Origin of the sequence: Pseudoalteromonas sp. MelDa3 (genome assembly GCF_002863625.1) — a bacterium.
Classification (GTDB): Bacteria; Pseudomonadota; Gammaproteobacteria; order Enterobacterales; family Alteromonadaceae; genus Pseudoalteromonas; species Pseudoalteromonas arctica.
This window is the reverse complement of sequence record NZ_PJBR01000107.1, coordinates 1-14,249: the sequence shown is the minus strand read 5'-3', so window position 1 is coordinate 14,249 and position 14,249 is coordinate 1. Positions and strand designations below refer to the sequence as shown.

11 protein-coding genes are annotated in these 14,249 nt (G+C 39.4%); 10 read left to right on the top strand and 1 reads right to left on the bottom strand.

What is annotated here, in order from left to right; all coding sequences use genetic code 11:
* The first annotated feature begins 673 nt into the window (after nucleotides 1-673).
* The 10 genes from CXF89_RS16465 to CXF89_RS16420 all read left to right on the top strand — a co-directional run bounded on the left by CXF89_RS16465 (nucleotide 674) and on the right by CXF89_RS16420 (nucleotide 11,158).
* Nucleotides 674-1,165 carry a rod shape-determining protein gene (locus tag CXF89_RS16465; RefSeq protein ID WP_257983234.1) on the top strand — a complete coding sequence of 164 codons (492 nt, stop codon included), beginning with the start codon at nucleotides 674-676 and terminating at the stop codon, nucleotides 1,163-1,165.
* Nucleotides 1,166-1,277: 112 nt separating this feature from the next.
* Complete coding sequence (locus tag CXF89_RS16460; protein ID WP_121955212.1) at nucleotides 1,278-2,003, top strand: hypothetical protein; 726 nt, start codon at nucleotides 1,278-1,280, stop codon at nucleotides 2,001-2,003.
* Nucleotides 1,984-2,382 (top strand): hypothetical protein, encoded by a 399-nt coding sequence (locus CXF89_RS16455; protein ID WP_231612867.1) that lies wholly within the window; start codon nucleotides 1,984-1,986, stop codon nucleotides 2,380-2,382. Before CXF89_RS16460 ends, CXF89_RS16455 begins: the two co-directional genes overlap by 20 nt.
* A gap of 105 nt (nucleotides 2,383-2,487) precedes the next feature.
* On the top strand, nucleotides 2,488-2,970 hold the full coding sequence (locus tag CXF89_RS16450; RefSeq protein WP_024591717.1) for a hypothetical protein: 483 nt from the start codon (nucleotides 2,488-2,490) through the stop codon (nucleotides 2,968-2,970).
* 270 nt (nucleotides 2,971-3,240) lie between these two features.
* Entirely contained in the window at nucleotides 3,241-4,197 is a 957-nt protein-coding gene (locus tag CXF89_RS16445) for an oxidoreductase family protein (protein WP_121955210.1), read from the top strand.
* Between the two features lie 146 nt (nucleotides 4,198-4,343).
* Nucleotides 4,344-4,973 carry a uracil phosphoribosyltransferase gene (gene upp / locus CXF89_RS16440; protein WP_002958676.1) on the top strand — a complete coding sequence of 210 codons (630 nt, stop codon included), beginning with the start codon at nucleotides 4,344-4,346 and terminating at the stop codon, nucleotides 4,971-4,973.
* A 9-nt stretch (nucleotides 4,974-4,982) separates the two neighbouring features.
* On the top strand, nucleotides 4,983-6,221 hold the full coding sequence (locus CXF89_RS16435) for a uracil-xanthine permease family protein (protein ID WP_007580880.1): 1,239 nt from the start codon (nucleotides 4,983-4,985) through the stop codon (nucleotides 6,219-6,221).
* 144 nt (nucleotides 6,222-6,365) lie between these two features.
* The gene (locus CXF89_RS16430) at nucleotides 6,366-8,111 is read left to right on the top strand and encodes an HAD-IIB family hydrolase (protein ID WP_121955209.1); all 1,746 of its coding nucleotides are present in this window, start codon (nucleotides 6,366-6,368) and stop codon (nucleotides 8,109-8,111) included.
* A complete protein-coding gene (locus tag CXF89_RS16425) occupies nucleotides 8,104-9,324 on the top strand; it encodes a glycosyltransferase family protein (protein ID WP_002958673.1) in 1,221 nt (406 codons plus the stop codon). The genes CXF89_RS16430 and CXF89_RS16425 overlap by 8 nt, the downstream gene beginning before the upstream one ends.
* 55 nt (nucleotides 9,325-9,379) lie before the next feature.
* Complete coding sequence (locus tag CXF89_RS16420; RefSeq protein ID WP_121955208.1) at nucleotides 9,380-11,158, top strand: sugar phosphorylase; 1,779 nt, start codon at nucleotides 9,380-9,382, stop codon at nucleotides 11,156-11,158.
* Between the two features lie 104 nt (nucleotides 11,159-11,262).
* On the opposite strand, the gene CXF89_RS16415 is transcribed toward CXF89_RS16420, so the two are convergent.
* A complete protein-coding gene (locus tag CXF89_RS16415) occupies nucleotides 11,263-14,106 on the bottom strand; it encodes a TonB-dependent receptor domain-containing protein (protein WP_121955207.1) in 2,844 nt (947 codons plus the stop codon).
* Nucleotides 14,107-14,249: the final 143 nt, after the last annotated feature.

Sequence of the window (14,249 nt, the reverse complement as noted above, 5' to 3'; positions counted from 1 at the left end):
TTAAATTAGCTGATTTAGCTAGAGCCTCTAAAAAGCAAATTCCCATAGCATAAACAACACCAACTCTGACACACCGAGCAGGTAGCGCCTCAGTCCAACAAGCGATTATGCAACACAAACTGCGTGTCGCATAAATACTAAAGTGTTATACGCAAAGATGAAGTTTCGTAGAAAAATTTACATTAAAGTTTATCAAGACCGATTTGTGAGCCGAATATTTGGTGAAGAGCATGAAGAAGTTACTTCGTGCAATGAATTATCAAACTCACGAACATTGCTCGGTGATTGGAGGGCATTAGAAAGCTCTCTAAAGCAGGTATTAAGTAAACATTGCCAGCTAATTCATAAAATTTATAAGCCAGTTCTTCTTATCCATTTGATTCCAACTTTTGAAGGCGGCTATACGACGTCCGAGTTAAGGTTATTTCAAGAGCTTGGTAAATCAGCAGGTGCTCATTTCTGTTTTATGTGTGAGGATAAGTATGGTCCATTATCCAATGAGCAAATAAAGTCTGTTTTTCGACTCATATAGTGTTTGCGTATAACAATCACATTAAGTCGGTCGCAAGCTCCCTGGGACAGTAACGCGTGGGCTCTGTCGCTTCGCTCCAAATTTTAGCCCACGCATTACTGCCCCTTATGTGGGTGTTAAGTGGCTCGGAGGCCGAGAGTATTGTTCACATATCTTAGAAGTCTTTTCTCGAATGATTTACTTGTTGAGTTAAGTGAAAGCAAAATTTCAATTAAGGTTTTTTCGTCAGCTATAAAGTTTGAAGAAGAGCCATATATCGCTGTAGAAAACACAAAAAAAGGTGAAGTTATAAAGGCAATAGGAACAGAAGCAAAACGGGAAACTGCTACCAATATCACAGTAACTAACCCTTTTAAGCACCCTAGATCATTTGTTGCAGACTTTATGCTTGCTGAAAAAATTCTTCAACATGGAATATATCAAATCCATAAATCTAGAATTCGACCTGCACCAAGAATCATTATGCACCAACTTGAAAAAGTTGAAGGTGGTTTAACTTCTATAGAAGACCGTGTACTACGGGAGCTCGCTGCCGGTTCAGGAGCAAGAGAAGTTATAATATATTTAGGTGGTAAAATTAACACTAGCGTTGAAAGTTTTGACTCTGTAAAGTCAAGAGTATCAGCCACTTAACAAACGCCTAAACTCCGACAATGTAAAGTTGTCATGGTTTTGGCAAACAACGCAAAAAGCCACGCCAACACATTGCGTGTTAGGCGGGCGTTATGGATACTAAGGAAGTTTGGTGCGAATTCTAATCGTTCTATTGTTTTTACCTTTGGCTGCGTTAGCAGACGAGTCTAGTCTCGTAAAACAGTTTTTTGGCCAAGATGGAATTAAAAATAAAAGAGAAGTGTATGCCGGTGAAATGTTGGAGCATTATCTAGATAAACCTACTTTGGGCGAGAGTTTGCCCAAAGGTATCGAGGTTAGCGTGAGGGCGCTTGAAAAAAATCCGAAAAGGGAGATTTATGCTGTATTGCTCTCAAAGGACGGTAGCTCTCAAGACTGGTATATCTATTTAGTATATGACCAAAACAGATGGAAAATTTCAGCCGTCAGAAATCTAGCATTACCAGGTTTGTTCTTTATGGCTTTGCAAGAGTTTCAAAGCAAAGCTAATCGAACAAAAGAAGAGGAGCACCAATATCAGAATATGCTACTTACTTTGCAATTGGATTCCGAGCTTAAAGAGTTTCTACATAAGAATATTGATAGCCTAAATACGATAGCGTTGGAGGCTAAAACGAGTCAGGAAAAGGCCACTGAATCTGCCAAACATCTAAATTTTAATTTTGTAGGATACGAATCAACTAGTGGCATCGTTGACGTCAATATAGGCGGAATTTTGGATAATTCAGTTGGTTATTTGTTTGTGCCAACTGGAACTGAAGTGCCAATAATGTCAGACGATAACTATATCTATATTGAGCATATCGTTGGAAATTGGTATGTGTATAAGACAACGTAACCATAACAAAGCCAGCCAGAGGGACAGCCAAACCGCTGGCGGCGTTATACGTCATGGAGGATTTATGCGTAGCATTCTTGGATTAACGCTGCTTTTGTTAATGCCCTTTACTGCAATTGCAGATGAAGCAATCACTATTTATGTAAAAGAATCAAATTACTTAATTAGCAATTCCAAAACAGAACTAACATTTGCTGAGCTAAAGAAGAAATTGAAGTCATTAAATTTTTCAACAGTGCTCATAGATGTAGACTATTGTGCAGAACCAGAAACTCTAGCTAATGCCTATTTGGCAATCTCAAATGCTAAACCTACGCTTAAGGATATCAAGCTGAATCTAAGCGGAAGTCATGAAGAGAGTATGTGCAAAAACGTATAACAAGTTGCTTAAACGGACACAAACAGCTGGCTGTGCTCGTTCCTCGCTATTATAGCCAGCCATTTTTAGCCGCTTAGAAAAGCGTTATGTAACCAAGGAAGAATCGTGAAATTCTGGAGAAACTCGTCCACAGAACATTATCCAATGTGGAAAGCATTCTTAATGTACATCTGGGTAATACCTGGAGTTCCGATAGGAACCTTTTTAGGTGTTTATTTCTTAGAGGCTCGTAATAGGAGCGATGATGAATTATTACTTAGCTTGCTTAACTATCGTTTAGATTTTACTTTGATTATTTTATTTGGTGTTGGTTTTATCCTTTGGGTTTGGTCTATTAGAGCCTTAAGTAAGCCTGTTTTTCAAATTCATCAAAATAGGTTGTACTTTTACGGTTATGGCTTTTTTAAAGATGACATTGCACTTGATTCACTTCAAGAAATACGCTCCTATAATCTTGGTCCGCTGGGTCACCTAATAGACTTTAAATCTAAAGTCGGTATTACCTTTAGATCTTTTGCTTTTCTATCAAACATTAATAAAAGTAAATTAGAAAAGTTTTTTGAGGAAAGTGGTATAAAGGTTACATAACAAACCATTCAAGCAGGACATTGCTCCTCACCCGTTTTAGTGGACACCTCCTCATCACTTTGAAGAGGCTAAAATGCCTAAATATACTCAACCTAGGAAGACATGGTTTTATCCAGTTAATTTTAAAATCAAAGTGTAGTGGCATAGTGATTTTGGCCACTATTTAAATACAAACTTGTATAAAACCAAGTGGAGCTTTTTTATGCCTTAGTTTTATTAAAAACGTCCACTAATGTTAAACTACAAAAAACTTAATTACTTAATATAGCTATGGCATTTTATATTCCTTTATTACAACCTCACTTTAAGCACATTGAAATTGGCGATACGCTTACATCACTTTGGAGTGGATGTGGCAGTATTGTGCAGTGCCAGCTTGATGATAAAGCCTGCGTTATTAAAGCGATTAAAATACCCAGTTATATACACCATCCTAAAATTAAACAAAGCGAATTTGCGCTTAAAAGAAAGCAGCACTCATATAGTGTTGAATACACTTTTTATAAGCTTTATAGCCAGTATTTACCAGTACATGCGCAAAGTATTGAATGTATAGGTGCAATTAATAAAGATGATGAATATGCGCTGGTGTTTAAGGATTTCACCAAACATGGGTTTGCTCAAGCAGGGGCACAACATGTGAAAGCTATATTAAAGTGGCTTGCACACTTTCATGCGTTTAACTTAAGTAAACCCGCTGAAGGGTTATGGCAGCAAGGCAACTACTGGCATTTAAGCACGCGCCCAGATGAGTTTAATAAACTAAAAGATAACCTTGATAAAAAGTCCGATATTAAAAATGCTGCACATAAAATAGATGAGCAACTACAAAGTTGTGCGTATAAAACGCTAATTCATGGCGATGCAAAACTTGCTAACTTTGCAGCAAATGAGCACGATAAAATACTCGGTTATGATTTTCAGTATATAGGTGCAGGTTCTGGGATAATTGATGTAATGTATTTTATGACCAGTTGCTTAAGTGATGCACAATTACACGAGTGCGCTGATGAGTATCTTGCGTATTATTTTGATAATTTAAAGGCTGCTATTACTACTTATCATCCTACAGCACCAGCAGTTAAAATAGCTGAAGATTGGCTCGCTTTATGGCCTGCTGCATGGGCTGACTTTTATCGATTTTTAGCTGGCTGGAGCCCCGAGCACCAAAAAATAAATAGTTATATGCAACAGCAAGTAAATAGCTGGTTAGCGAGTAACATTTAATAAACACAACGGGTTGATTGCTTGCATAAATATCAGGCAAAACAATACATTTTGGCACGATGTATGAAAATCTCTTTAAAACTACAGGTCAAATGACCTTTTTTAATATAAAATACTGCAAATTCTTGTATCAGTAGGTTTATATCATGGCAATTCACGTTATTTCTCACCCTCTTGTTCAACATAAACTAGGCCTAATGCGAGCGCATGGTATTAGTACTAAAAGCTTTCGTGAATTATGTTCTGAAGTTGGAACCTTATTAACTTACGAAGCAACTAAAAACCTACAGTTAGAAGATAACGAAATTACAGGCTGGGATGGCAATAAATTAAAAGTAGAGCATATCAAAGGTAAAAAAATTACCGTAGTGCCTATTTTACGCGCTGGTCTTGGCATGATGGACGGTGTTATGCAGTTATTACCAGCGGCTAAAGTAAGTGTGGTTGGTCTTGAACGTAACGAAGAAACACTAGAACCAGTACCATATTTTGAAAAGCTTGTTGGTAATATTGATGAGCGCTTAAGCTTAGTTATTGACCCTATGCTTGCAACAGGTGGCTCAATGATTGCCACAATCGATATGCTTAAAAAAGCAGGCTGTAAAGAAATCAAAGTAATTGTATTAGTAGCTGCACCAGAAGGTGTGGAAAAAACACTTACAGCACATCCAGATGTAGAAATATTTACAGCCTCAGTAGATAGCCACTTAAACGAAAAGGGCTATATTATCCCTGGTTTAGGCGATGCGGGCGACAAAATATTCGGTACTGTTTAGGAGTCTTAAGTGCAAAATAATGACACCTTTTCAATAAAAACTATTTTAACGGGCGCGCAAATGCTGTTTGTAGCATTTGGTGCGCTGGTATTAGTGCCGCTTTTAACGGGCTTGGATCCTAATGTTGCGCTTTTTACCGCAGGCATTGGTACTTTGCTGTTTCAGGTAGTGACTAAAGGCCAAGTGCCTATATTTTTAGCTTCATCGTTTGCCTTTATTGCTCCTATTATTGCCGCTGTGCAAATGTGGGGCGTACCGGCCACTATGGGCGGCTTAATGGTTGCAGGCTTTGCTTATATGCTTTTAAGCTTATTAGTAAAATTTAAAGGTGTTGCAACGCTTCATAAAATTTTACCGCCTGTTGTTGTAGGCCCAGTAATTATGGTTATTGGTCTTGCGCTTGCGCCTGTTGCTGTAAATATGGCGATGGGTAAAAGTGGCGACGGCAGTATTCAAATTATTGATTACACTAGCGCTATTTATATATCGTTGTTCTCGTTAGTGGTTACGCTTATTTTTGCAGTATGGGGAAAAGGCGTATTTAAGCTTATACCTATATTAGCAGGGGTTGTAGCGGGTTATTGTTTATCGCTTGGTATGGGCGTTGTGCAATTTGACGCAGTGACTAACGCGCAGTGGTTTGCTGTACCAAACTTCACTTGGCCTGAGTTTAAATGGCAGGCTATTTTGTTTATGGTACCTGTAGCAATAGCACCTGCAATTGAACACATTGGCGACATGATGGCTATTAGCCAAGTAACCAATAAAGACTTTTTGAAAAAGCCTGGGCTTCACCGCACTTTATTTGGTGATGGCCTTGCGACGTCTGCTGCATCATTATTTGGTGGCCCGCCTAACACTACATATTCAGAAGTTACGGGCGCTGTAATGCTTACCAAAAACTTCAATCCTAAAGTAATGATGTGGACAGCCGTTATTGCCATTATTTTAGCGTTTGTAGCTAAAATGGGATCTGGTTTGCAAACTATTCCTGTACCTGTAATGGGCGGCATTATGATCCTACTTTTTGGCTCTATTGCTGTAGTGGGTTTAAATACACTGGTTAAGTCGGGCGATGATTTAACTGCGCCGCGTAACTTAAGTATTGTTGCACTTATTTTGGTGTGCGGTATTGGTGGTATGCATATTGGTGGCAGCCAATTTAGTTTAGAGGGCGTAAGCCTCTGCGCTATTTTAGGAATAGTACTTAACTTAGTATTACCAAAAGCAGAACCTGAAAAAGTTTAATTTTGTACATTAGGTAAATAGATCGCACCATAATGGCGCATTTTGAATGCGCTATTTTTTTAACCTATTAATAAATATATAAAAATAATAATGGTCTAGTACCTGCATTTAACTCCCAGACGCATTGTATGCAAAGGAGTAACTATGTCAGAGGCCAATATTGTGGATATAACCCCGTTTTTAGCAAAACACCAACTGCCTTTAAAGTATCAATATTTGAGTGAGCAATATTTTGTTCCGCTCGCGCATGACATCCTCGAATCTAAAAAAACAAATACTCCTATTTTTGTTGCCATAAATGGATGCCAAGGCTCAGGAAAAACAACACTCGCTGATTTTTTAGTTACCTGGTTTTCTAAAAACACCCCGTTTAATAGTGTTGCATTGTCGATTGATGACTTTTATTTAGCAAAACAAGCACGTACTGAGCTTGCCAAAGATGTACATCCTCTTTTTACTACTCGCGGAGTACCGGGTACTCACGACGTAGCGTTAATGAATAGCACAATAACTAACTTACTTGCAGGTGAGGTAAACATACCGCTTCCACGTTTTAATAAACACGAAGACGACTGCGTGCCAGCAAGTGATTGGCTGACAAACAAAAAGCCCGTTGATATTATTATTTTAGAAGGGTGGTGCGTAGGTAGTGAGCCACAACCACTGTTTTCATTGAGTGAACCGCTTAACGAATTAGAGCAACAATTTGATAAAGAAGGCGTTTGGCGCCGCTGTATAAACAGCTGTTTAGCAAACGAATATAAAGCCGTTTTTAACCTAATTGATTATACCGTTATGCTAAAAGCACCGAGTTTTAGTGATGTTTTTACATGGCGACAAGAGCAAGAACAAAAGCTAATAGCCAAAAAAGGTGAAGGCTCAGGCACCATGACTAACGAGCAATTGGTGTATTTTATTTCTCATTTTGAGCGTATTACGCGTGAGAACTTAAACACACTGAGCGCTAAAGCAAACGCTTTAATTGAGCTTGATAGCAACCGCGATATTAGCGGTATGCATCTAACAAGTGATGACACCCTCCAGCCAATTATTTTTACAGATTTGGATGGCACATTACTCGATCACGCTGATTATAATACAAATAATATCAGTGAGTTATTACAGCAGCTGCAAAATGCGCATATTCCGGTGGTGTTTAATACCAGTAAAACTTTTTGCGAAGTCATTGAGCTTAAAAATGATTTAAATATTCAACAGCCTTTTATTGTAGAGAACGGCGCAGCAGTATTTATTCCAGAAGACTATTTTGAACTTAAGCCTATCGGTTGTAAAAAAGTAGGCGCTTACTGGTGTTATGCTATGGCAAAGCCATTATCGAGTTTATTACAGGATTTAAATACCTTAAATGCCGATTACAAAGCGCATTACAAATTGTTTAGCGACTTATCGAGTGAGCAAATATCAGAGCTTACCGGGCTAGACGATGCACAAGCAAGACGTGCACAAACACGCGATTATTCAGACCCTCTTTATTGGTATGGCAACGACGAATTACTCACCGCCTTTGTAAATGATGTAGAAGCACTCGGTTACGATATAAAAATTGGTGGGCGCTTCATTCATATTGCTAAAAATACCGATAAAAGCGCTGCACAGCAGTGGTTAGTTAAACAATTTACCCATCATTTCAGAAAGCCTCTCACGGTCATTGCACTTGGTGATAGCGATAACGATAAGCAAATGTTAGAGCATGCAAATATCGCCATTATTATCGCCAACCCGGCGAGTAAAAAGCCGGTTAAATTGTCGCACAACAAAGCACGATACTCTCAATCGCCAGCACCGCTGGGCTGGATTGAAGAAATAACATCGTTGCCGTGCATTAGCAGTATTTTAAGTATTTCTGAGGAGCAAAAGTCTCATGGCTGATTTTTATCAAAATGGCATTATTACTACATTACATAACATTGCCGACAGACCAATTGAAGATCTAGAAAAAGAGCTACTTACTTTTAGTAAGCAGCGCCCAATGGGATTAATACTTCCTTCGTTATTTAGTGAGCTTGAAGGCCCTGCGCTGCAAAATATAGTTAGTGAGTTGCGTGAAGTACCTTATTTATCACAAATCACTATAGGCTTAGATAGAGCCGACGAAGCACAGTACCGCCATGCACTTGGCTTTTTTAAAGAGCTAAACCAAAACCACAAAGTATTATGGAACGATGGCCCACGCTTACAAGCACTCGATAAAGAATTACAAGAGCTAGGGGTTGCACCTCGCGAGCTTGGTAAAGGCCGTAATGTTTGGTATTGCATGGGCTATAAATTAGCAACAGCAGAAGTAGAGTCTATCGCGCTGCATGATTGCGATATTTTAACCTACGACAGAAGCTTACTTGCGCGTTTAATTTACCCTGTTGCGCATCCGCGTTTTAACTATGAATTTTGTAAAGGATTTTACCCGCGTACTGCTAATGGAAAAATTAATGGCCGTGTATCACGCTTATTAGTAACGCCATTACTTCGCTCGTTTAAAACAATTTTAGGTAATACAGACTACCTTGAATACATGGATTCGTTTAGATACCCATTAGCAGGGGAGTTTTCGTTTAGACGCGATGTATTAAATGATATTCGCATTCCAAGTGACTGGGGCCTTGAAATTGGCGTGCTTAGCGAAATGTATCGTAACTACTCCCATAACCGCTTGTGCCAAGTAGATATCGCTGATAACTATGATCATAAGCACCAAGAACTGTCACTTGACGACCAAAGCGCAGGCTTGTCTAAAATGTCGATTGATATTACTAAGGCATTATTTAGAAAGCTGGCTACACAAGGCGTTACCTTTACCAGCGAAACAATTCGTTCATTAAAAGCGACTTACTACCGTATCGGTCTAGATTTTATTGAAACCTATCACAACGATGCGTTAATGAACGGGCTAACGCTTGATGTACACCAAGAAGAAAAAGCAGTAGAAATGTTTGCGCAAAATATTATGGAAGCAGGGCAACACTTTTTAGAAAACCCAATGGAAGCGCCATTTGTGCCAAGTTGGAACCGTGTTGTATCAGCAATGCCAGACGTACTTGAGCGCTTAAAAGAAGCCGTAGAGCTAGATAACGAAGAATATAGTTAACCTGCGCGCAGGTTAACTAGCCTATAAGTCTAAACAATAAATATTAGGGGCGCATGTGATTTCAGTTAGCGAATTATTTTTACAACGAGTAGAGCAACATCTTCATATTATTTATGAAGGTGTTGAGCTGCCTTTATCGGTTACTGAGCTTGCTCAGCAACTTATTAAAATTATATTAGGTAGCAATGCACTGCGCGACCCTACACCCCATACAAACCGATGGGATGAGCAAGATATAGTATTGATTGCCTATGGCGACTCAATTATTAAACACGATGATAGTGAATTTGCAGTATCAAGCCCAATAGAAGCGCCGCTTAAAACGCTACACAGGTTTATAAAAGAGCAATGTGATATGCAGCTTAATGCCCTGCATATATTGCCATTTTACCCGTACAGCTCAGACGAAGGCTTTGCGGTAATGAACTACGTGCAAGTTAATGAGTCATTAGGTGATTGGGGTGATATTCAAAATATCGCTAAAGACGTAAAGCTAATGGCAGATTTAGTTATTAACCATTGCTCAAGCAGAAGCGTATGGTTTGAGAACTTCTTAAACGATTTACACCCGGGTAAAGACTACTTTAAAACGGCGAGTTTAACGGATGATTTAAGCCAAGTTGTACGTCCGCGAACCTCATCGTTATTAAATACTGTAACAACGCCAAGCGGCGAAAAGCACGTATGGTGTACGTTTAGTCACGATCAGGTCGATTTTGATTTTGGTAATCCCGATGTGCTTAAAGAGTTTGTGGGAATAATTCGTCATTATTTAGACAATGGCGTACGTTTGTTTAGACTCGATGCGGTCGCTTTTTTATGGAAACAACTCAATACAAGTTGCATTAACTTACCGCAAACACATGAAGCAGTAAGGCTAATGCGAACACTTATTGAGCACACAGAGCCAAGCGTAGTTATTATTACCGAAACTAATATTCCAAACCAAGAGAACTTATCGTACTTTGGTAACGCTAATGAAGCGCACAGTATTTATAACTTTGCCTTGCCGCCATTGTTGCTACATACATTATTAAGTGGTGATAGTGCAGCGCTCAAACATTGGATGATGAGTATGCCGCCTGCGCAAAATGGTACGGCATACTTTAACTTTATAGCCTCGCACGATGGAATAGGGCTCAGACCAATTGAAGGTTTACTACAACCTAGCGAAGTGGCGTCATTAGTAAGTACAACCATGCAGTTTGGTGGTCGTGTATCTATGCGTACCAGTAACGATGGCACACATACACCATACGAGCTAAATATTGCGTTATTTGATGCAATGCAAGGTACGCATAATGGCCCCGACAAGTTTGGCCTTGAGCGATTTATGTGTGCTCACGCAATTATGTTTGCGCTTGAAGGTATCCCAGGGCTTTATATTCACAGTTTGTTGGGTACAACTAACGATTACGAACGTTTTGAAAATTCACAGCATAACCGTGCTATAAATCGCCATCGTTGGCAAGAGTCAAAGTTACTGGCGGCAATTGGTGAAAAGTATAGTCATCATCATAAAGTGTTTAATGGCATAAAAGGCTTATTGGCAGTACGTAAAAAGCAGGGGGCTTTTCATCCTAACGCAACGCAATTTACTTTGCATTTAGCGGGTGGGTTGTTTGGTTTTTGGAGACAAAGTATAGACCGTCGCCAAAGCATATTTTGTGTTTATAACATTAGCGATAAACCACAAACGCTCACATTGGCCGACTTAAACTTAATTAACACCCAAAAGTGGTTTGATTTGGTGGCAGATAAAACGATTGAAGAAAGCCAATTAACAATAGAGCTAGAACCATACCAAAGCGTGTGGCTGAGTAATATTAAATAAGGCGCAATAATACCAATCCTCAAAATTGATCACTTAATTAAGAGGATTGATATAAAAAGGCTCGCAGTGCGAGCCTTTAATTTAATCAATAACGTTGTTACTAATTATAAGCTGTAGCTTAAGTTAATGTAGCCAAAACGGCCAATGTTATCGTAACTTGCGCTACCCGCGCTTGTACCACGTGAACCGTACGGAAGTTTACGGTTAAATACGTTATCAACACCTACTTTAACGCCTAAACCGCTATCGAAGTTATAACCGACTGTCATATCGGTAATAAAGTATTTACCGTAAGACATTTGATTACTTGGGTTAGGGTTGCTATCAAGTTCAACATTAGTGTATAGCTCTACTTCACTTAAAAAGCGTGTTTCAACTGTTGAGAAAAAGTTATCCATAACATAGCTTACTGACAGGTTAGTTTGCCATTTAGCTTCACCGGTCGTACCTGCATACTCGATATACGAGCTAGGATCGTCTTGGAATGGGTAGTCTTTACGTTCAATTAAGTAAGTACCAATTAAGCGGGTTTTAAAACTGCCTTCAAGCGCGTCAAAATCGTAACCTAGTTCAAAGTCTACCCCAGATGCTTTTTGCCCTGCAACGTTTAGCACTGAGTTTTGAATAAGTGAAATCTGGCCGCTTGCATCGCGAGTAATTAAATTACAGTATTGGTTATTAATACCTGTTTTGCTATCTACACAGCGATCAAGAATGTCTTGCGCGTCAATTGTGTCAATTGCATCTTCAAGTTCAATTTCCCAGTAATCAATAGTAAGTAACGCATTTTCTAAAAACTCTGGTTGGTAAACAATACCGACAGTTGTACTTGTCGATTCTTCACCTTTTACATCACGGTTACCGCTGGTTAAACCATCTAATGAAGCAGAATCGTAATCTGAGTTAAAATCCTGTGCTACACCCAATGCAGCGCAGTTAGCTGTGCGAGTTGCTCCGTTTGATAAATCACCTAGGTTTTCGGCGCGACATGGGTCGTCAACACCATAAAAAGTTTGGCTCGGTGCACCAAATACTTCACTAATATTAGGAGCTCGAAGCGCTGCAGATTGTGTTACACGCACGCGTAGCTCATCATTTACAGTCCAATCAAGGCCTAGTTTCCAGCTTGTGGCATCACCAATAGTGCTGTAATCAGCATGGCGTACTGCTGTATCAAATACTAAATCTTGGATAAGCGGTAAGTCAGTTAAAATTGGCATAGACGCTTCAAAGAATACTTCGCGAACATTAAACGAGCCCTTATCTTCGCCCAGTGCGTTGAAAAACGTACCTTCTGCGTTATCAGGCTCTTTAGTTTCGCTTTCTTCTTTACGGTACTCAGCACCAAATGCAACACCTACATAGCCCGCTGGTAATTCAAAAATAGCACCATTAGCAAGTGAGCCAGAAATAACTGTTTGCTTAATAGTTGAAGTGCCAACAGATACCGTATTAATGTAATCAATGGCTTGTTGAGATGGCGCACCAAACCCCATAATATTTACAGGCACACAGCCATCAGCTTGGGCTGCTGCACTACGACAAACAACATTACCATTTGTATCTTCAAAGGCATCAAGCGCATTAAAGTAATTAGCTAAAATCATGTTAGCGCCGTTTTCACGCTCTAGATCAGTTTGGCCGTATACTATAGAGGTATCTAATTCCCAATCATCAAATACAGTGCCTTTTAAGCCGGTAACAAAACGTGTTGTTTCACGGGTGTTGTTTTCTATACGACGGCCGAGGTCACTCATCATGCGGTTAACCATTATCGAATCAACACCTTGGTCTTCCATGCGCGCTTTGATGGCTGGGTCTAGGTAAGGGTTGTCAATTCTAATGCTGTTTTCATCGTCGCGGTAGAAATATGCTGGTTGGCCAATGCTTTCGCCTTGGCTATTTACATATTTAGCATCAAAGTAAACGTTTAAGTCGTCGGTAACATCGTAGTTAACTTTAAAATTTACGTTGTAACGTTCAAACTCAGGCTGAATCTCTTCAAACTGGCCTAAGTTAAAAAAGTCACAGTTAGCGCATGCTGTGCCATCAACGTTATCGCCTATGTATAAGTCACGCGCACTGCCATCAGGGTTAAAGCTATTGGTAAATAAAGTATTTTCAAGTGCGTAAACACCCGCGTTATTAATAGCATAAAGACCGGCGTTCGGCGTTAAAATGTCATCCGGAAAAGCACTACTATCTTTATTGCTATCAGTTTGTGCTTGATTATGTAAGCTTCTAAAAGATGTGCTAGTCCAAGGGTGATCAAGCGCATTTAATGAATCTTGGCCTGAGTACTCTATAGCAAAAGCTGCATTACCACGGTCGTTATCAAAATTAGAGCCGTACGAGAAGGTTGCTTTTTCGTTGTTGTAGCTGTTTAGATCGGCAAAACCACGTGTAACGCTAAAATCCATGCCTTCAATGTTGTCTTTTAATATAAAGTTAACAACACCTGTTACCGCATCAGCACCGTATACAGCAGATGCACCACCAGTAATTATCTCTACACGTTCAACCCATACACTTGGAATAGTGTTGGTATCTACAGATTGAGAACCTGCAGAGCTTGATACATGACGCTTACCATTTACAAGTACCAAAGTACGATCTGTACCCATGTTACGTAAATCAAGAATATTTAAACCCGCAGTACCAATAAAACGGCCTGAGTTAGCCATAGAATATGTATTGCCAAGTGCAGGTAAGTTATTTAGCGCTTCACCAATGTTTACAGCGCCAGTGTTCATTAGCTGCTCGCCGCTTATAACGGTTACTGGTGCAGGCGCAATCGCACCTTCACGTAAAATACGTGAACCCGTTACTTCAACACGTTCAATTTTTGTTGCTTGCTCATCTTGTGCAAGCACAGAATTACTTGCTGTTGCAGCAGCAGTAATTAATGCACATTTAATGCTAGTAGAAAGTAAATTATGACGTTTCATTTGATTCCCAGAGAACATTTTATAGTAATTAAATACAATGTAGTTTTATCCAAATACAGTTTGTATTTGGATAAAGCCCTATAACTTTTTTTATGAGGGCGGCGATTATTGCATGCTGATTATTTTATTAAAAGCAGCTAACT

Excerpts from the sequence above, each read along its gene's own strand:
- CXF89_RS16430 (WP_121955209.1), top strand. The coding sequence starts at position 6,366 with ATGTCAGAGGCCAATATTGTGGATATAACCCCGTTTTTAGCAAAACAC.
- CXF89_RS16445 (WP_121955210.1), top strand. The coding sequence starts at position 3,241 with ATGGCATTTTATATTCCTTTATTACAACCTCACTTTAAGCACATTGAA.
- CXF89_RS16455 (WP_231612867.1), top strand. The coding sequence starts at position 1,984 with ATGTGTATAAGACAACGTAACCATAACAAAGCCAGCCAGAGGGACAGC.
- upp (WP_002958676.1), top strand. The coding sequence starts at position 4,344 with ATGGCAATTCACGTTATTTCTCACCCTCTTGTTCAACATAAACTAGGC.
- CXF89_RS16415 (WP_121955207.1), bottom strand. The coding sequence starts at position 14,106 with ATGAAACGTCATAATTTACTTTCTACTAGCATTAAATGTGCATTAATT.
- CXF89_RS16425 (WP_002958673.1), top strand. The coding sequence starts at position 8,104 with ATGGCTGATTTTTATCAAAATGGCATTATTACTACATTACATAACATT.